The organism is Spirulina subsalsa PCC 9445 (assembly GCF_000314005.1).
GTDB classification, from domain to species: Bacteria; Cyanobacteriota; Cyanobacteriia; order Cyanobacteriales; family Spirulinaceae; genus Spirulina_A; species Spirulina_A subsalsa.
The window spans coordinates 1,198,403-1,217,088 of the sequence record NZ_JH980292.1 but is presented as its reverse complement, the minus strand read 5'-3'; the positions used below and the strand labels follow the sequence as shown (position 1 = coordinate 1,217,088).

The 18,686-nt window shown below is 47.8% G+C and carries 14 protein-coding genes; 7 read left to right on the top strand and 7 right to left on the bottom strand.

Translation table 11 applies throughout. From position 1 onward, the window contains the following. Nucleotides 1–154: 154 nt before the first annotated feature. Nucleotides 155–1,882 carry a GTPase HflX gene (gene hflX / locus SPI9445_RS0105755; RefSeq protein ID WP_033373967.1) on the top strand — a complete coding sequence of 576 codons (1,728 nt, stop codon included), beginning with the start codon at nucleotides 155–157 and terminating at the stop codon, nucleotides 1,880–1,882. A gap of 13 nt (nucleotides 1,883–1,895) precedes the next feature. On the opposite strand, the gene SPI9445_RS30345 is transcribed toward hflX, so the two are convergent. Together SPI9445_RS30345 and SPI9445_RS24500 are read right to left on the bottom strand one after the other, a co-directional pair. Further along, a complete protein-coding gene (locus tag SPI9445_RS30345; protein ID WP_164674471.1) occupies nucleotides 1,896–2,066 on the bottom strand; it encodes an AraC family transcriptional regulator in 171 nt (56 codons plus the stop codon). Then, nucleotides 2,014–2,268, bottom strand: a complete 255-nt coding sequence (locus tag SPI9445_RS24500) for an NfeD family protein (protein WP_017303782.1) — start codon at nucleotides 2,266–2,268, stop codon at nucleotides 2,014–2,016. Before SPI9445_RS24500 ends, SPI9445_RS30345 begins: the two co-directional genes overlap by 53 nt. Nucleotides 2,269–2,406: 138 nt before the next feature. Here SPI9445_RS24500 and SPI9445_RS0105745 point away from each other — a divergent pair, with 138 nt between their 5' ends. Next, on the top strand, nucleotides 2,407–2,925 hold the full coding sequence (locus tag SPI9445_RS0105745; protein WP_017303781.1) for a Ycf51 family protein: 519 nt from the start codon (nucleotides 2,407–2,409) through the stop codon (nucleotides 2,923–2,925). Nucleotides 2,926–2,975: 50 nt separating this feature from the next. On the opposite strand, the gene SPI9445_RS0105740 is transcribed toward SPI9445_RS0105745, so the two are convergent. After that, on the bottom strand, nucleotides 2,976–4,274 hold the full coding sequence (locus SPI9445_RS0105740; RefSeq protein WP_017303780.1) for an RNA-guided endonuclease InsQ/TnpB family protein: 1,299 nt from the start codon (nucleotides 4,272–4,274) through the stop codon (nucleotides 2,976–2,978). Between the two features lie 684 nt (nucleotides 4,275–4,958). Between SPI9445_RS0105740 and SPI9445_RS0105735 the strand changes: the two genes are divergently transcribed. After that, the gene (locus tag SPI9445_RS0105735; protein ID WP_017303778.1) at nucleotides 4,959–6,689 is read left to right on the top strand and encodes a helicase HerA domain-containing protein; all 1,731 of its coding nucleotides are present in this window, start codon (nucleotides 4,959–4,961) and stop codon (nucleotides 6,687–6,689) included. An 80-nt stretch (nucleotides 6,690–6,769) separates the two neighbouring features. Here SPI9445_RS0105735 and aqpZ read toward each other — a convergent pair whose 3' ends face one another. After that, a complete protein-coding gene (gene aqpZ, locus SPI9445_RS24495) occupies nucleotides 6,770–7,549 on the bottom strand; it encodes an aquaporin Z (RefSeq protein ID WP_017303777.1) in 780 nt (259 codons plus the stop codon). Between the two features lie 297 nt (nucleotides 7,550–7,846). On the opposite strand from aqpZ, the gene dndD reads away from it, so the two are divergent. After that, the gene (gene dndD, locus SPI9445_RS0105725) at nucleotides 7,847–9,844 is read left to right on the top strand and encodes a DNA sulfur modification protein DndD (RefSeq protein WP_017303776.1); all 1,998 of its coding nucleotides are present in this window, start codon (nucleotides 7,847–7,849) and stop codon (nucleotides 9,842–9,844) included. Between the two features lie 137 nt (nucleotides 9,845–9,981). Next, nucleotides 9,982–10,425: a DUF4168 domain-containing protein gene (locus SPI9445_RS0105720; RefSeq protein WP_237747928.1), complete on the top strand. Its 444-nt coding sequence runs from the start codon at nucleotides 9,982–9,984 to the stop codon at nucleotides 10,423–10,425. 244 nt (nucleotides 10,426–10,669) lie between these two features. Here the strand turns inward: SPI9445_RS0105720 and SPI9445_RS0105715 are convergent, their stop codons facing one another. After that, on the bottom strand, nucleotides 10,670–12,208 hold the full coding sequence (locus SPI9445_RS0105715; protein ID WP_017303774.1) for a TM0106 family RecB-like putative nuclease: 1,539 nt from the start codon (nucleotides 12,206–12,208) through the stop codon (nucleotides 10,670–10,672). A gap of 146 nt (nucleotides 12,209–12,354) precedes the next feature. Between SPI9445_RS0105715 and recJ the strand changes: the two genes are divergently transcribed. Then, the gene (gene recJ, locus SPI9445_RS0105710; RefSeq protein ID WP_017303773.1) at nucleotides 12,355–14,664 is read left to right on the top strand and encodes a single-stranded-DNA-specific exonuclease RecJ; all 2,310 of its coding nucleotides are present in this window, start codon (nucleotides 12,355–12,357) and stop codon (nucleotides 14,662–14,664) included. Nucleotides 14,665–14,906: 242 nt separating this feature from the next. On the opposite strand, the gene SPI9445_RS0105705 is transcribed toward recJ, so the two are convergent. Continuing rightward, nucleotides 14,907–15,335: a universal stress protein gene (locus SPI9445_RS0105705; RefSeq protein WP_017303772.1), complete on the bottom strand. Its 429-nt coding sequence runs from the start codon at nucleotides 15,333–15,335 to the stop codon at nucleotides 14,907–14,909. A gap of 252 nt (nucleotides 15,336–15,587) precedes the next feature. Here SPI9445_RS0105705 and SPI9445_RS0105700 point away from each other — a divergent pair, with 252 nt between their 5' ends. Next, nucleotides 15,588–17,117: an alanine/glycine:cation symporter family protein gene (locus tag SPI9445_RS0105700; protein ID WP_017303771.1), complete on the top strand. Its 1,530-nt coding sequence runs from the start codon at nucleotides 15,588–15,590 to the stop codon at nucleotides 17,115–17,117. 103 nt (nucleotides 17,118–17,220) lie between these two features. Here SPI9445_RS0105700 and SPI9445_RS0105695 read toward each other — a convergent pair whose 3' ends face one another. Beyond that, on the bottom strand, nucleotides 17,221–18,534 hold the full coding sequence (locus SPI9445_RS0105695) for a YcjF family protein (RefSeq protein WP_100227066.1): 1,314 nt from the start codon (nucleotides 18,532–18,534) through the stop codon (nucleotides 17,221–17,223). Nucleotides 18,535–18,686 lie beyond the last annotated feature (152 nt).

Genomic DNA, 18,686 nt, shown 5'->3' with positions numbered 1-18,686 from the left:
TCCGTACTGGATTATACCTAGACCCGTCATCATCTAGGGAGCAATCCCGAAAAACAGGATCCGGTCTGCTCCTTTGGGGCATCCTTGACGGTTCTGGTGATCCCCGGAATTTTGGTCTAAAATACATAGACTGAAGAATTGGTCAACAAAGCCTATCGATACGATCTACGGAAACCTTCAAGGTTTAAAACCCAGTCAACTCAAGCAACTTCAGCGCCTTTATCAACAGCGTTTGCCGAGGGATAGCTTTACGACAGGAGAATTTGCCCAACGTTTAGCCGCCATTAGTACAGATATCAAACAAGGAATCTGTGCCTATATCAATCGACGGGGGCAGGTGATTCGGGTGGGGGTAGGATCTCCTCGCCAGACGCAAATTCCACCCCTAGAGTTGCCCCGCTATGGTGCTGAACGGTTGTCGGGCATCCGTTGTATTGCCACGAGTTTAAAGGACGCGCCACCGAAAACGTCGAGTTTGACGGCGATGGTGATGCAGCGTTTAGATGCTTTAGTCCTGTTAACCCTGACCGGGGAAGGGTTCGAGCGCCGGGGGGGTGGGGCGACGGGCTATGTGAAGGCGGCCTATTTTGCCCATTTAATCCCGGAGTTAGAGGGTCAGGAGGGAGAAAGTGCCTATTGGACGGTATCCGAGGCGATCGCACTCGAAGAACTCGCCCAAGAGGACTTTTTCGCCCTAGTCGAAGGACTAGAGGCAGAATTTCGCCGGGAATATGTGGCCCAACAGGTGGACGCAGATCATGAGCGGGTGTTGTTGGTGGGACTGATGACCCAACAGATGACCGCCCAAGGGTTTGAAGATGGTCTAGCGGAATTGGAACGCTTGGTGGAGAGTGCCGGGGGCGAGGTGTTACAGGTTTCTCGGCAAAAGCGATCGCGCCCAGACTCTCAAACCCTCGTCGGCTCCGGGAAGGTGGAGGAAATCGCCCTCACGGTGCAAACTTTGGGCGCTAATCTGGTGGTCTTTGACCGGGATCTTTCCCCCGCTCAAGTGCGCAATTTAGAGCGACAATTTGGGGTGAGAGTAGTAGACCGGACGGAGGTCATTCTAGATATTTTCGCCCAGCGCGCTCAATCCCGGGCGGGGAAACTCCAAGTGGAATTAGCCCAGTTGGAGTATATGTTACCCCGTCTCACCGGGCGAGGTCAGGCCATGTCCCGTTTAGGGGGGGGGATTGGTACCCGGGGGCCGGGGGAAACCAAACTGGAGACGGAACGGCGTACTATTCAAAAACGTATCGCCCGACTGCAACGGGAGGTCAACGAACTTCAAGCCCATCGTTCCCGTTTACGGCAACAACGACAACAGCAGGAAGTCCCGACGGTGGCTATTGTGGGCTATACCAACGCGGGTAAATCTACCCTGATTAATGCCCTGACTAATGCGGAGGTCTACACGGCGGATCAGTTGTTCGCGACCCTAGACCCCACCACTCGCCGCCTATCTGTGATGGATTCGGAGACAGGGGAAACCTTGACTCTGTTGTTAACGGATACGGTGGGTTTTATCCATGAGTTACCCCCGGCCTTGATGGATGCTTTTCGGGCGACTTTGGAGGAGGTGACGGAAGCGGATGCCCTGCTGCACGTTGTCGATTTATCCCATCCGGCTTGGTTGAGTCATATTGAATCGGTGCAAAAGATTTTAGCGGAAATGCCAACCTGTCCGGGGCCAAGTTTAATCGCCTTTAATAAGTTAGATCAGGCCGATAGTGAGGCTTTGGCTGAGGCGAAAAAGCAATTCCCAGGAGCGGTTTTCATTGCCGCGAGTCAACGGATTGGGCTGGAAACCTTACGACAAAAGTTAGGGCAGTTGGTCAATTATTGGATGCAGGATTCAGCCCAAGAATCCCCACGCCTTTAGGCCTGGGAGTGTCTCATTCGGGGAGCAGGGGGGCAGGGGAGAGGCAATCTCCCGACTCCCGACTCCCGACTCCCGATTCCCGATTCCCGACTCCCGACTCCCGACTCCCGACTCCCGACTCCCGACTCTCATCAACTCCCCACTTGTTCGACCCAGAGCGTCGTTCCGGAACGCCCCACCACATAGACCACCTCTCCCTCTTCCAAAATTGTCCCGCCCCCAGAAGCGGCGCGCCACCAAGTCCCCCGATAACGCACCTGTCCCACTTGTTGGGGGGTGATGCGTTGGGTCACAACGGCTTGCCACTCCCTCAAAGCTATGCGATCGCCAGATGCTAAGGAATGCTGATGAAACTGGGCGGGAAAATGCTGCCAAAATTCCGTCATGGGTCGAACCTCCTGCAAGATCCTAACTATTGGGATCTCCCGTTAAAACCCCGGATTTGATGCAGCCATCAGAGGGGGCAAACAATGGGGCTATACTAAGAAAACTAAGAACATTTGGGTTAATTCACCGCCAAAATTATGCAGCTTCCAACTGATTTCGCCGTCTATATTCAAGGATGTGCGATCGCAACAGGTTTATTCTTCTTACTCACCTTACTCGCCTTCGCCCTCAAATGGGGCTTCCGCTTTCGCCTTGTGGGGATTACCTCCTTTATGGTCGTCCTGACCATCGGCGTATTTGGCCTCAGTTTAGGCCTCTTCCAGCGCGTCGCCATCCCCGGCGCAGTACGTTATACCCTCGTCTTTGATAACGCCGCCAACAACGTCGTCGTCACCATTCCCGCCACCGTCACTGAAGACGAACTCACCGCCACCCTACAACAGGCCGCCATTGATATTTCCCCCTTCGGTCGTTTAGGAGGAGACAACAGTCAAGTCAGCATTCGCGCCCGCGCCCTCATCCACCCGGAACCGGGAATTTCCGTTCCCCTCTACCTCGGCCAAGCCACCAAACGAGTCGCCGACCGAGAACAAGAAGCGGTTCAAGTTTACATCTTTAGCGAAAACCTGCAAAAAATTGCCGATTTGAACACGTGACATCCTCCCGACACCGACCCTAGGGGTACGGTGCGGGCTTCCCCATATTACTATGAGGCTTTCCTGTTTCTACGGGAGGCTCTAGATGTCTTTTTCGGGACATCCCCGTTCGCGTTCACTTCGTGACGCTTCGCGAACGCGAAGCGTTGCGTAGCAAAGCGTTGCGTAGCAATAACCTCTTCCTCTACAGGCAGCTTTACCCCCAGTCCAAGGGCTGCAAGTCCACGTTGCTCAACAACCATCGCCGCAGCAACGTCCCTATCCGTTACAAACCCACAATGAGAACATTTATGCACTCGTTGAGACAAGTCTTTCTTACCAGTCACTACACCACAACTCGGACAAATTTGGCTAGTGAAATTAGCATCAACTTTCTCGAAATAAACATCTCGTTTCCAGGCCACGTGCTTTAATACCTCTAGAAACCCCCCAAAACCAGCATCAAGAGTATGCTTACACAACATCCCTCTAGACATGGCCTGGACGTTTAAATCTTCGGCAAAAATGATATCGGCTTGGTCACAAAGATGATGAGCGACTTGATAATGAAAGTTTTTGCGAGTGTTGTAAATATGTTCATGAAGTTTAGCTACTTTTTCCCGGGCTTTATGCCAGTTTTTTGACCCTTTCTGTTTCTTTGATAATCTTCTTTGTAGCCATTTAAGCTGACTTTGAAGCTCCACGAAAAACTTAGGTCTAGCTATTAATTCCCCCTGAGATGTTGCCATAAACTTCTCAAGTCCCAAATCAATCCCTAGAGATGTCCCTTCAGGTTTTGGAGAAGGAATATTAACGTCTGATTGAATACAAAGGACAGCATACCAACCCGAAGCTTTTTTAACGATCTGAACTTGTTTAACTACAAATCCATCCGGTATAGGTCTGTGTAGATTAATGACCACAGAGCCTAGCTTAGGGAGTCTCAATTGATATCCAGTTACAGGGTTTTCCCTGAATTGAGGAAAGTTAATCGACCGAAACTGACCATATTTCTTAAACCTAGGAAAACCAAAACTTCTTTTCCAGAAAAAGTTAAACGCTTTGTCTAAACGCCCCATAACCTCTTGCAAGACCTGAGACTGAACCCGTTTTAGTTCTGGGTATTGCTGTTTGGCTTGAGTTAAAGCTTTTTTCTGTTTATAATAGTCGGGAAAAGGTTGATCCGCAGGTATAATGTACTCAGAATGGAGGCTACAAGCGTTAACCTGACACTTGCGAGAATTTATCCACTCTTTTCGTTCTGCCAAGGCATAATTATATACCCCTCGACAGATTTCTAGCCAGTCAAGTAATTCTTTTTCTTGACTGGCATCTGGATAAATTCTGTAGCAATAGTTGAGGTTTAACACGAATAGTAGCTTATTGACCTGAACCTATTATACAATATCTAGGGATAAATCGTCACTCCCTAGTAAATGATTGTTGGTTAATTTTCGGGGCATCGAACCCCTCAATTAACCGTCTTTCATCCCGACACTGACATTGGCTACGCAACGCTTCGCGTTCACTTCGTGACGCTTCGTGTTCGCGAAGCGTCACGAAGTGAACGCGAACGTACAGTGCGGGGCTTCCCGACGATGAGCTAAAAATTCTCACAAGAAAAGAGCAGCACTTCTAGATTCAAACCAGTTAGACTGCTCTTTTCTGACTTCACTCGCAGCAGGATCAGGAGTCACCAATGCAATAACCAAATTTAACCCTATTTGCCCTACAGCTTTTTACATCTGTCTGCGAATTCCATTACCTAAAGTCTACTCACTTCCCCGAGGTCGCGAAAGTCTGGCCTAGCCTGTTTTACAGAAACTTTAAATAAGTCTGAGGTTTTGTCAAGCAATCGTAAAAAACCCTTGCCCCTTGACAACCCACCCCAAATCGCCAACAATAAACAAAAAAAAGCCCCCCCTTCCAAAGGTTCAAATGAGGAGGATTGGCTCTGTCAATGGTGATGTAACTTCTCAACAGCCATTCTTTCTGATCTCTTAACCTTTAGCCATCCCCCTCGGGACAGATTGATCCCGTCAGAAAACAGACCTATGAGTAGTATTGAACAACCCCTTGGTTCCGTGATTCAGGGGTCATTAAGTCAAGGGTTGGAAGTCCGTCTTCATGCAGATATTTCTGTAGAAGATATGCGGGTGGGTAAATTCCTAGTCATTCAGGGGGTGCGATCGCGCTTCTTTTGTCTCCTCACTGACGTTTCCCTTGACACCGCCAACCCCCGAATCTTAGTCAATCCCCCCAGTCTCGAAGACGACTTTTTACGCGAAGTCCTCGCCGGAGGTGGCACCTACGGCACCATCAACCTCTCCCCCATGTTGATGTTCACCCCCGACGAACGCCCTAACAACTTCCCCACCGGACTCGCCCTCCCCCAAACCCAAAACGGCAAAAGCCCCCTCGCCTCCTTCACTCCCAACAGCAACAGCGACGTTCTTCTGCTCCCCGTCAAAACCATCCCCAGTCACTTCAGCCCAGTCTATGAAGCCAACGAAAACGACTTTCGGATTGTCTTTGGTTGGGAAGATGACCCCCAGCGCAAAAACTTCACCGTAGGCAAACCCCTAGATATGGATGTTCCCGTCTGCCTCAATCTGGATCGCGTGGTAGAACGGAGTAACGGCATCTTCGGCAAATCCGGCACCGGGAAATCCTTCCTTACCCGCCTCCTGATCTCCGGCATTATCCGCAAAAAAGCCGCCGTTAACCTGATGTTTGATATGCACTCCGAATATGGCTGGGAAGCCATGCAGGAAGGCAAACAAATTAGCACCGTTAAAGGACTGCGCCAACTCTTCCCCGGTCAAGTGGAGATTTACACCCTAGACCCCCAATCCACCCGCAGACGAGGCGTTCGGGATGCTCAGGAACTCTATTTGAGCTATGATCAAATCGAAATCGAAGACTTGCGCTTAGTCAGTCGTGAACTAGGGTTATCCGATGCCAGCCTTGACAATGCCAACATCCTCGCCGCCGACTTCGGCAAATCCTGGATTGTGAACCTTCTCGACATGACCAACGAAGACATCCGGGAATTCTGCGAAACCAAACAAGGTCATACCGGGTCAATCATGGCACTGCAACGGAAACTGATGCGCCTTGATAGCCTCAAATACATTCAAACCACCTGTCCCTACAACTACATTGATCAAGTTCTCCAGTCCCTCAACGCAGGCAAGCACGTTGTCATCGAATTTGGCTCCCAGTCTAACCTGCTTTCCTATATGTTGGCCACCAACATGATCACCCGTCGGATTCACCAAAGTTACGTCACCAAATCTGAGCAGTTTTTACGCTCAAAAAACCCCCAAGATCGACCCCAGCAATTAGTGATCACCATCGAAGAAGCCCACCGCTTCCTAGACTCCAGCATTGTTCATCAAACCATCTTCGGCACCATAGCGCGGGAAATGCGCAAATATTTTGTCACCCTTTTAGTAGTAGACCAACGACCCTCCGGCATTGATAATGAGGTGATGTCTCAAATCGGTACCCGTATCACTTGTTTATTGAACGATGACAAGGATATTGATGCCATTTTTACCGGAGTGTCTGGGGGTCAAAGTTTAAGATCGGTTTTGGCGAAATTAGACTCTAAACAACAGGCGTTAATTTTGGGTCATGCTGTCCCCATGCCTGTTGTGGTGCAAACTCGCCCCTACGATGCACAGTTTTATCAGGAAATTGGTTCAACGGATTGGCAAGAATTACCGGATCATGAAGTTTTCGCCGCCGCCGACGCAGCCAAGGCTGATTTAGGCTTTTAGCTTACGGCTTGCTATACCCCCATTTTCCCGATTCTCGGCAAGAATCCCCCGTTAAATCAGATATCTAACGGGGCAGTCTATCAATCCACTAGACTTGGTTCAGTGGCGATTTTTGGTTCAGTGAACAGCGCGAGGTATAATCCCCCCGCCGCCACCGCCCCTAGAATGGGAGCTAACCAAAATAACCAGACTTGTGCGATCGCCTGAGTTCCTCCCCCAAACAACGCCACAATCAAAGCCGGCCCCAAACTGCGGGCCGGATTGACGGAAACATTCGTCACCGGAATCCCAATTAAGTGGATTAACGTCAACGCCAAACCAATTGGCACCGGAGCAAAACCCGCAGGCGCACGACGATCCGTAGATCCCACAATCACAATTAAAAACATGAACGTGAGAACAAACTCAGCCACAAACCCCGCAATCAAACCATAACCCCCCGGCGACAAATCCCCAAACCCATTGACCGCCAAACTATTGGGAGCTAAACTAAAACCGGGCTGGCCTGCGGCAATGATATACAACACCACCGCCCCCAAAATGCCGCCCCCGACTTGAGCGCCAATATAAGGCAACAACTCCGCCCCATTAAAGCGTTTCGCCGCCCACAACCCAAAAGACACCGCCGGATTGAGATGACAGCCCGAAATATGACCAATGGCATAGGCCATCGTCATCACCGTTAAACCAAAGGCGAGAGACACCCCCACCAAACCAATCCCCAAGGGGAACAGGGTATCCCCCCCAATCTTGGCCGCCTCCGCCGTAAACGCCGCCGCCAACACAGCACTCCCGCAGCCACCAAAGACCAACCAAAATGTACCAATGCACTCAGCCGCACATTTCTTAACCAGAGACATTGTGACTCCTTTTATGAAAACCAGTAAAAACTCGAAAACGTTTTTTTTGTAAAGCGAGAAAGTCCACCGTAATTTTAGGTACAAAGCGCATCTTCAAATCTTTAAAAAATCCTAAAAAATACTTGCAAAAATTACTATTTTGTGCATAGAGCATTTTGAGGTAAAGTAGTGAAGGTGTTGGCAGGGACGGAAAAATTGATGCCTAGGGTCAATTAAAAAATCAAAACAGGGATGTTTATTCAGGGATTGTCTTGTCGGGATTGAATTAAAGCTGGGTGAAGCGTCAGTTAAACAAAGATGTTATTTAAAGAATTAGTTCTACAAAATTTTGGGCCTTATGTGGGTCGTCAGGTGATTGATTTATCTCCCATCCACGATGAAGAATTAAAGCCGATTATTCTTTTAGGGGGTATGAATGGGGGAGGAAAAACTACCCTCATGGATGCCATTCGTCTGGCTTTTTATGGACAACGCGCCCAATGTTCCACCCGAGGGAATTTAAACTATAGTGATTTTTTAGAACAATGTGTAAGTCGGCCAGCGAAGGACTTAGAAGAAACCATTATTGAACTGGCTTTTGAGCATATTCACGACAATGATAATGTCACCTTTCGCATTCGTCGCCGTTGGACTCGTTCCCCAAAAAATGGCAAAGATGAGCTAGAAATTATCACGGATAAATGGGTAGGGGATCAATCTTTGGGCGAAACCATGACGAAAACATGGGATGAACGAGTGGAGCAGATTTTACCCTTGGGCATTTCTAATTTATTCTTATTTGATGGGGAACAGGTTAAAGAACTGGCAGAACAGGAAAGTCCTCCCTCCCAAGTGGTAGAGGCTATTGAATCGTTATTGGGGTTAGAATTAGCGGAACGATTAGCGACGGATTTAGAAACCTTAATTAACCGCAAACGTAAAAATAGTGCGAGTCAAAAAGAGTTAGAAACCATTGAGGCTTTAGAACGAAAAATTGATCAATTGCGGGAGGAACAAGAGGAATTAGAACAAGTGCTTAAGGGATTGGAACGGGAGAAAATGAAGGCCGAATATCTCGAACAACAGGCCTCAGATCGGTTTATGACAGAAGGGGGAAAAATTGCAGCCCAACAAACAGAATTAGCGGTGGCAGAAAAACACATCAACCAACAAATTGAGGCAAAACGGCAGAATTTAGCCCAAGTAGCGGGGGGGGTTTTACCTCTGGCGTTAATTACCCCTTTGTTAGAAGCGGCTCATCAACAGGGGAGAAAGGAGTTAAGTGTTAAGGATGCGTTAATTGCGCAGGATGTGTTATTAAAACGGGATGAGAAATTAGTGGCGTATTTACAGGAAATTGCCTTACCTGCGGCGAAGTTTAAAAAGATCCAAGCTTTTTTACAAGAAGAACAGGAGGCGATTAAGCAGGATCTAGATCCGGAGTTTAAATCGTGGTTAGAAGCGGATGCTAAAACCTTGGAGGCTCTTCATGGGGTTTTAAATCATCAACTGGTGAGTCAGAAGGAACAGGCAAAGCAAGAATTAAAGGAGTTAGAAGATCGGCTGGAAGAGTTAACCTCTTTAGAACAGAAAAAACAGACGGCGGCTTCTCCAGAAGCTTATAAACTGTTGCAACTTGAATTACAAGAGGCGCAAAAAAATGTGTCTCAACTGGTCACTGAAATTGAGCATAAAAAGAAGCAAATTGAGGGGTTAGGTCAAACGATTAAGACTCTGAAAAAAGAGTTAGAGGATTATAGCCGATTAACGTTAGATCGGAAAGTGAATCAAGATTTCATTGATTCGGCGACTAAAGTTCAAACTACGTTAACCCTATTTCGGGAACGGTTGACCCTGAAAAAACTCAATAAGTTAGAGATGGAGGTGACGGAATGTTTTCGTTATTTACTCCATAAATCGGATTTAGTCCATCGGGTGGCGATTGAGGTAGACTCGTTTCGGATTTCTTTGTATGATCCTCGGGGTCAAGCTGTGCCGAAACATCGTCTTTCTGCGGGGGAGAAACAGTTACTGGCGATCGCATTTTTATGGAGTTTAGCGCGAGTCTCCGGTCAAAACCTACCCATTGCCATTGATACCCCCCTAGGTCGTCTGGACTCTTCCCACCGCAATAACCTAGTGGAACGCTACTTTCCGGCCGCGTCTAGTCAAGTGATTTTACTCTCTACGGATACGGAAATTGGGGCGGCCGAAGTCGAACAATTGCGGGATCAAAATGCGATCGCTCGGGAATACCTCCTAGAATACAATCCTAAAGAACAACGCACCACGATCAAATCTGGTTATTTCTTCTAGGTTGCCGATTCCCAACCAGCGCGATAAGCTGAAGGGGAGTAGTTACAAAATCCTATTTCATGTTAAAACACAGATTTTGCACCGGAAGCGCGCTAGTTGCTGTCATGCTGGGTCTTCAGATTTCTATTTTTGCCCCGATGGCAGTCGCAGCGTCGGAGCAAACAACTGTCAATCATTATATAGCTCAAGCGAGTGGCGCGGCAATTAGTGAGCGAGAACTTGCACAATTTGTTAGTGCTTGGCAAAAGTTAGGGGAAATTGAACTCGCTTTTCGTGAGTCAGCCGTGGAAATTGTGGAAGAACAAGGATTCACCCCAGAACGTTTTAATGCCATTTTAGAAGCATTCCGCAATCAAGCAGAACCCACTCCTGCGCTAACGAATCAAGAAAAAGAAAAGTTAGATACTATCGTGGCTCAAATTGAACCTTTGCGTCAGCGTACACAAGTCCAAATGGAAAACGCGCTGCAAAGTGAAGGTTTAGCTCCGGATCGTTTTTCTGAGATTTATAACACGATTCAGCAAGATGAAACCTTGCAACAACGAGTTCAACAAATGATGGAATCTCAAATAGGTCAATAGTTAGGGCTTGCTGAATAACACCCAGGGGAGCAGGGGAATAGTGGCTAGTGAATAGCCAAAACTCTTTTATTTTAGGGAACGGGGAACAGGGAGGAGGTAATAGGTAATAAGTAATCAGTCTTAATTCCTTGTCTCCCTCTCTCCCCCTCCCCCCGACTCCCTAGGGTGCAGGCATTGCGCCCCTACACCGACTCCCAACTCCCTATTCCCTAATCCCTATTCCCTATTACCCCCTCTTGCCTCTTCACGGTTCGCCATTCAAAAACTCCTGTAACCACATTTTGAGATGATAAGTAGCGCGACAATCATCTTCGTTGTAGCGCACAATGGCATCTAGATAATGGCGATCGCCTTTTTGCAACCATTGATCATACCAGCACACCGTTTGATCCCCACTCATATCCGGATCTCGCCATTCAAACCCCAACCACTTAGCCAAAGATTTCAGAGAATAACTTTCCACCGGAGCCACCACCGACGCTGTAACCCAGTGGTGAATATCAACAAAGCGCTGGAGAAACTTACGCCAAGGTTGGGAGGGGATACCATAGGAGCGACTCAAGCGTTTTACGGTGTCTACCTCATAATCAGCAAAGTGAAAAATCGGGGCCTGGGGGTACCGTTCAAATAAGGCTAAACATTGATGCCAGATAAACGGTTCATCTTCCGGTTGTTCGGCCAAAAAAGTATAAAATTTCTGGGTTTGGGTGGTGTGGTTAACATAGAGAACCCCCAGTAAATAATCCACATTGCGCTCCGGTTCAGCTTCTATATCAAAATAGAGTTCAATGGTATTCTGGGGCAATTGTTGTTTAAAGTGGTAGGGTGCTTGAGGTCGTAAAATGGGCTTATTGTCCCACAAGGCCAGCGCTTGCAGTTGTAACTGTTCCCCGACGGTGAAATCAAGGTTTTCGGTCACTTCTGGCAGGGTAAAATGAGCGAGTTGTTCCAAACTATTAACCCCCAGTTGCTGTAATTCTTCGTAGCGACTGGGGGTGACACCTGGGACAAGAGAGAGATGTTGTTGAGTTTGTGCGATCGCATGACAGGAGGAATGCCAGTGACACAAACCGCAGCGCTGCCTAGAAATAAACACCTCCGGCTCCCGTTTTTCCGCCAACATCTGCCAACATCCAGCCAAAGTTTCCGCTAAACGGGGAAACCACACCGTTAAATCCACCCCGTAGTAATCCAAATCTCTTAAGATTAACTGAGTTTCTAAAGGTCTTTCCCCCTGCAAACGTCCCAACAAATAGGCATGAAACGCCGAGACAATCTTATATTCCGGTTTCGCACGCTTCCCTAAGCGAATATTCACAGGCACATAACACCAATCCCCCCAACGAGACTGTCCCGGTTGTTTCACCAACAGCGTCGGACGACCCACGAAAACAACCGACTCCCCTCGCCTCTCGGCATCCCCATCCGTCTCCCCTTCAGGACTCAACTCCGCCAACACCCGAGAAATCGGCTCATGGAGCAACAAAACCCCCCGCTCAATTAAATTTACACCCTCAGCCATCCATTCAGCCGTCTGCTTCGCTCCTAGCTGCCAATCCGAGGCCGGAAAATGAGGGGTGCAGTGTTCCCGTCCCGCCAAAAACTCCATTACCTGCAAGCGGTTTTCTTGCCGTAGTTTCAGGACAAAATCCCGTTCCGGTTCACGTTGGGATATGTCACCATAGACGTTTAAGTAGGATCGACGTTCACAGCGCCGATAATCTAACAACAGTTCGTCATTCAACAACATTACAGTCGATCTGAGGGTTAATATTTTAATCATATAGCAGTCCTCAGTCGGTTGTGGTAAAAGCCGGAAAACTTCACCCCGACAAGGGAACTTTATAACAACTCCGTTCAAACTCACTAAGGTTTTCTAAACTACTCCTAAACATTGAATCACTCACCCTTAATCAATTAACTCCCACGATGCAGCAACAATGGCAAATTGCCCCCACCTTTGAAATTCCCCCCGAATTTCTAGAGATTGTGCAGAAATTCTGCCCCCAGTCTAGCGGAAAATTCGCCGCTCAATTACTCTGGCAACGGGGGCTACAAAACCCCGCCGACTTACCCCCCTTTTTAGACCCAGATCGTCATTATACGCCCAGCAGTCCCTTAGAATTTGGACAGGAGATGAAATGGGCGATTCAACGCTTGCAACAAGCCAGAGAACGGGGGGAACGAGTTACAATTTGGGGAGATTTTGATGCAGATGGTGTCACCTCAACCAGTGTTCTCTGGGAAGGACTAGGACAGTTTTTAACCCAACACTTGCAGCTAAATTATTATATCCCCAATCGCTTAACAGAATCTCATGGTTTGAATCTCCCCGGCATCGAAAAATTAGCCCAAGGGGGGACACAATTAATCGTCACCTGCGACACGGGAAGCACCAACCTAACAGAAATTATACAAGCCCAAGACTGGGGCATTGATATTATTGTGACCGATCATCATACTTTACCCCCAGAACGTCCTCCTGTTACAGCCATTATTAATCCTCGTTACTTCCACGAAGAACACCCCCTTTATCATTTATCGGGGGTAGCCGTTGCCTATAAATTAGTTGAAGCTTTATATGCCGCATTTCCAGATATTCCCCGAAAACCTTTAGTCGAACTTTTAGATTTAGTCGCCATTGGTTTAATTGCCGATTTAGTCGCCCTAAAAGGGGATTGTCGCTACTTAGCAAAACAGGGAATTAAACAGTTAAAAACACAACAGGGCAGCCCCACACGCCCCGGGGTAGCAGAATTACTGAAACTTTGTCAAAGAAACGGCGACCGTGTGACTGATATTTCCTTTGGTTTAGGCCCCCGAATTAACGCCGTCAGTCGCATCTATGGCAAGGCTGAATATGTCGTTGAACTGTTAACCAATTCTGATCAAGAACGCTGCCAAAAATTAGCCCAAGATGCAGAACTTGCCAATGCTCGACGGAAAGAACTACAAAATGCTGTAGTTGAAGCCGTTAAAAAACGACTCGCTCAAGTTGACCTATCCACTACCCCTATTATTATCCTAGATGATCCTCAATGGTCTGTAGGTGTCCTAGGATTAGTCGCCGGACAAATTGCCCAAGAATACCACCGCCCTACTATTCTTTTAAGCACAGAAGAACAGGAAGAACAGCCCGCTTTTGCCAAAGGTTCAGCCCGTTCTATTGAAGGAATTGATCTCTATGAACTCCTAGCAAGTCAACAGCATTTAATGCACCGCTTTGGGGGGCATCCCTACGCCGCAGGATTAAGTATTAGGCTAGAAAATTTACCCCTATTTAAAGAAGCCCTTGAACAAGAAATGCGGCACAGGTTTCCGGATCTAAATCTATTAAAACCCAAAATACAAGCAGATTTAGTGGTAACTGTTGCGGAGTTAGGGCAAAGTTTATTTCGAGAATTAAGTGTATTAGAACCCTGTGGCATGGGGAATCCTGTGCCTAAACTTTTGATAAAAAATTGCTGGTTTCGTCGGTTATTTAACAAGAATATTGAAGACCCTATTAATCGGGAAAAAATTAAATATATCAAAACCACTTTCCAGCTTTGTGATTCATCAGAGATGAAAGGATTCCCCGGCATTTGGTGGGGACACTACAGCACAGAACTTTCTGAGCAGAAACGCTATGATGCTTTAGTTGAACTAGACTTTAATTGGAGTGAAAAATCTGGAGAAAAAGGCTATCAAGTACGTCTGGTTGATGTTCGAGAAGTGTCTGTTTATGCAGAGGTAATGGAGGGGGAATGGATTGTTGATTACCGAGGGGACGTTTTTACCCCCAATCCCTCAGAAAGTTGTACGGTATTAACCACTTGTCCATCGAGTTGGGATGATTTATTATTATCCCATCGCGGCGCTCTGTCAGCCTCCCGCAAACTGGCCTTAGCTTATCCTTCTCCTCCTCCCCTCAACTCTGCCCAAATTTGGCAGCAACTCCAAGGCATTGCAAAGTATCTCTTCCGCACCAAAAAACAGGTTCTTGTAGCACAAATTGGCGAAAAATTAGCTATAAATTCACAAATTGTTAGATTAGGTTTAGCGGCTTTGGAAGAGATTGGGTTTTCTGTGGTGCGTGATGGAGAAATGATCACGATTGATGATTATTGGCCGCCTCTTACTCTGGAGAAAATAGCCTTAAATTTGTTCTTAGAAGCCATTGAGGAAGCCTACTTTAAACAGGATTATTTTTATCAAGTTCCTCTAACAACTATTCAACATCAACTAGCTAGTTTATAAGGAGAATGAAAGTAGGAGAAATCGGCTTTAATGTCTGGGATTTCTGCTTTTCTTAAGCTAACATTTTCATGGCTTGCCAAGTTTCAGTTATAGCTAGTCTTCATGGGAGGTGAACTCTAGGCTATTGTCCTATCTGGATTGCAGGCGAGTATTTTTTGCACGACTCAAGTAGGTTGGTCATAAAATGGCAAGAGTTGAATAAATTGCTTGGCTGATGATGATTTTTTTACAGATAGTTTACCTTAATGTCTTCTGACTAGAACGGGACAAGGGGCATGGCGGACAATTCGTTCTGCAACTGACCCTAATAAAAAGCGTTTTAACCCACTAAATCCATGAGAAGAAATGACAATTAGGGTGATTTTTTGAGCTTTGGCATAATCAATAATTTCTGAACTAGGATCTCCTACGGCAATATGAAAATTAACCCCTTCTTCTTCTGCATTAGGTAAGCGACTATGGAGGTGTTTTAAAACATTTTCTTTGCGAGTTTTATCATCAATTTTTCCCCAAGCCATGCCGGGTTCTGCGGGGTTAAGATGGGGGAGAACATGAATAATATGCAGTTTTCTGGGATCTTCTACAAAGTCTAAGGCTTCTGCTTGGGTTTGAAAGGACTCGTCTGAAAAGTCAATGGGAACAAGGACGCGATCGCTGGTAAATAAACTCATAAGTAATGGTTTTTGTTTCTGTCTTGCACATTTATGTGACATCCTCCCGACACTGACATTTGCTACGCAACGCTTTGCTACGCAACGCTTTGCTACGCAACGCTTTGCGTTCACTTCGTGACGATGAGCTAAATAATAACTTAACTCTATATCATAAATTGTGCAAGAAAATGTTTAGAATTAACACTTTCTGGGTCAGAAGGTGGTTATTTTGGGGGCGTTGTTATCAATACATGACGTATCACTTTCCAAATGAGACGTAAACTATGGATTTATTTTGTCTTGGTGCTACTGGTGACTCAGGTTCAGGCCTTAGCTCAAGAGGGTACAGCAACGCCGGGATTTTTAGACGGCCTGAGTGAGGGGTTTACTTGGTTTGTCAATAATGTTATTTTCGGGGTTTTGTTGTTTGATGCGGGGACAGGATTTCCCTTTATTGTGCTGTGGCTGATTACGGGGGCGGTGTTTTTCACCATCCGCATGAAGTTTATTAATATTCGGGCTTTTAAGCACGCGGTGGATGTGGTGCGGGGGAAGTATGATGATCCCGAAGATGAAGGGGAGGTGTCCCATTTTCAGGCGCTGGCAACGGCCTTGTCGGCAACGGTGGGATTGGGGAATATTGCGGGAGTGGCGATCGCGGTTAGCATGGGAGGCCCCGGTGCAGTGGTTTGGATGACGGTGGGGGGACTCTTCGGCATGACGAGTAAATTTGTGGAATGTACCCTCGGGCAGAAGTACCGGGTAGTCAATCCCGATGGCACAATTTCCGGGGGGCCGATGCGTTATCTGTCCCGAGGATTAGCGGAAATGGGTCAAGGAATCTTGGGGAGGGTGTTGGCCATTGTCTTTTCTGTGTTTTGCATCTTTGGGGCTTTTGGGGGGGCAAATATGTTTCAAGCCAACCAATCCTATGGGGCGGTTTCCCGCATTTTACCCATTTTACCCCCTTGGCTCTACGGTTTAATTCTGGCGGGTTTAGTGGGGTTGGTGATTATCGGAGGGGTGGAACGCATTGGCCAGGTCGCTGGGGCGGTGGTGCCGGCTATGTGTGGTTTATATGTGTTAGCGGCGCTGTTTATTCTGTTGGTTAATTTTACAGAAATTCCCGGTGCGATCGCCACTATTTTTACAGAAGCCTTTAATCCCCAAGCGGTACAAGGGGGCATTGTCGGGGTGATTGCCCAAGGATTAAGACGTTCCGCCTTTTCCAACGAGGCTGGAATTGGCTCCGCGGCGATCGCCCATTCAGCCGCCAAAACTGAGGAACCGGTGCGGGAGGGCATTGTCGCCCTGTTAGAACCCTTTATTGATACTGTTTTGGTCTGTAATATGACCGCCCTCGTCATTGTCATTACCGGGGCTTATAATGATCCCGCTTTGGCAGACCTGCGCGAACAGGGAGCCGGTGCTGAATTGACCTCAGCCGCCTTTGGCAGTGCGATTCCTTGGTTTCCGGCCATTTTAGCGATCGCCGTTTTCCTCTTTGCCTTCTCGACGATGATTTCTTGGGGGTACTATGGCGAGCGCTGTTGGGACTATCTCACCGGAGGACGGGCGATGATTGTTTATAAAGTTCTGTTTCTCTTTGCCACCTTCCTCGGCTCCATTGCCGCCCCCGGTCCAGTCATTGATTTTAGTGATGGGATGTTATTAGCAATGGCCTTGCCCAACCTCATCGGTGCTTATTTCCTCTGTGGACAGGTCGGGCAAGATTTAAAAGATTATATGAATCGTTTAGACTCAGGGGAAATGAGAATCTATACCCCCGGGGAATCTTGAGCCACTCCCCATAGCCATCCTATCTAGGGTTTGCTGAATAACTCTACTCTGGGTGGAAAACAGGCAACAGGGAACAGGAAGGGGAATCGGAAAAAGGCAAGCCCTACTTAAACCGTTGTTTTGCGGCATCAAAAGCTTCCCGCATGACTTGTTGAATCTTTTGGGGATCCGGTTTTTTCCCCCCCATTAAATCGCCAAAATAAACACAAGCCCCCTCCCCTAACGCCCAAGTATAGGCGGCCGCCCAAGAGGCAGCAATCACACTGCCTAAACCGGGGATAAACTTGATTAACTCGCGGCCAATGGCTTGGGCTAAAAATCCTCCGGCGATCGCACTCACCACACCCCCCGCTTGAGAAGGAGTCAAAGTCTGGCCGTATAATTGCCCTAAAACCCCTACTAAAGACACCTGCAACGTGGTTAAAACAGGCATCGTTGCAAACGGTAACGGTACCGCCGCCACTGTCGCCGCCATCACCGAAAACGCCAAAATATAACGCCGCCCCACATCCCGGTATAACATCCCCAACTGTTCCCCTGCCCCTTCATCCAACAACTGATAGATGGCCTTAGCTTCTGCTTCGGGCAACAGATCCGCCAAGGTATCCCGCAGGGCTTCCAAACCGTAGAAAACCGGGGTAAAGCCATCTTCTTCTAACGTAAAATCTAATAAAACCGTGCGATCGCATAACCCCGCAAAATCCCCTTGCAGCGCCGTCAAAACCCGCCCCACCTCCGGCAAATCCGGCGGATAGGGCGGATGTTCCATCACCTCCTTGGGATACACCTCATGGAGACAAGTCACCGCCAACACAGAAGGCACCATCGGATACTGTTGCCGCAACTTTTGAGCAATTCGCCGCAACGTATCCGTGGCAAAATCATTAATTTTTACCGTCAAAATCAAGACCCGCGCCCGTTTCGTCTCCTGCGCCAAATCCCCCAGCAACTCCTCAATCAAGCCCTCCGTATCCTGATTAATGTCCCCTAAGCCCACCGTATCCGTAAAAATCAACAACGGAAGCTCCTCCGACGGATAGGCATAACGTTGAGTATTTTGGGTATGGGGGCGGAACCCCTGCCCGACAATTTCCGCCGAAACCCCCGTTAACCCCCGCACAATGGAACTTTTCCCCGCTTGGGGTTTACCAATTAACAGCGCCTCCGTCGTGGGCAACTCCTCCCGCACTGCCGCCAAAATTTCCGCCACCCGTTCCTCACTCACAGTAAACCAGCGTAGGGTTTGTTGAGCCACCTGACCCACCGGAAGGGCTTGCTGCACCTTATGAGTCGTATTGCCCAACAACTCGCCCACCCGCCTCCCAAGGGCATCTAAACGCCCCTGACGAGGTTGGATTTTCCCCTTTTCCCCCTCCGTCATCCTTTCAGGAACATTGTTCACAGGTTCTTCAGTCATTACATCTATCTACCCACTCTTTCCTAATTGTGACCCAAATTTATGGGATACCCCCCTTCTAGGGCGGCTTTACTCTTAGCCTACAACCTAGGCACAATGCTATCATTGCCCTAGGTAAAACATCTCCCTTGTGATCGGAAACCAACTCCTAA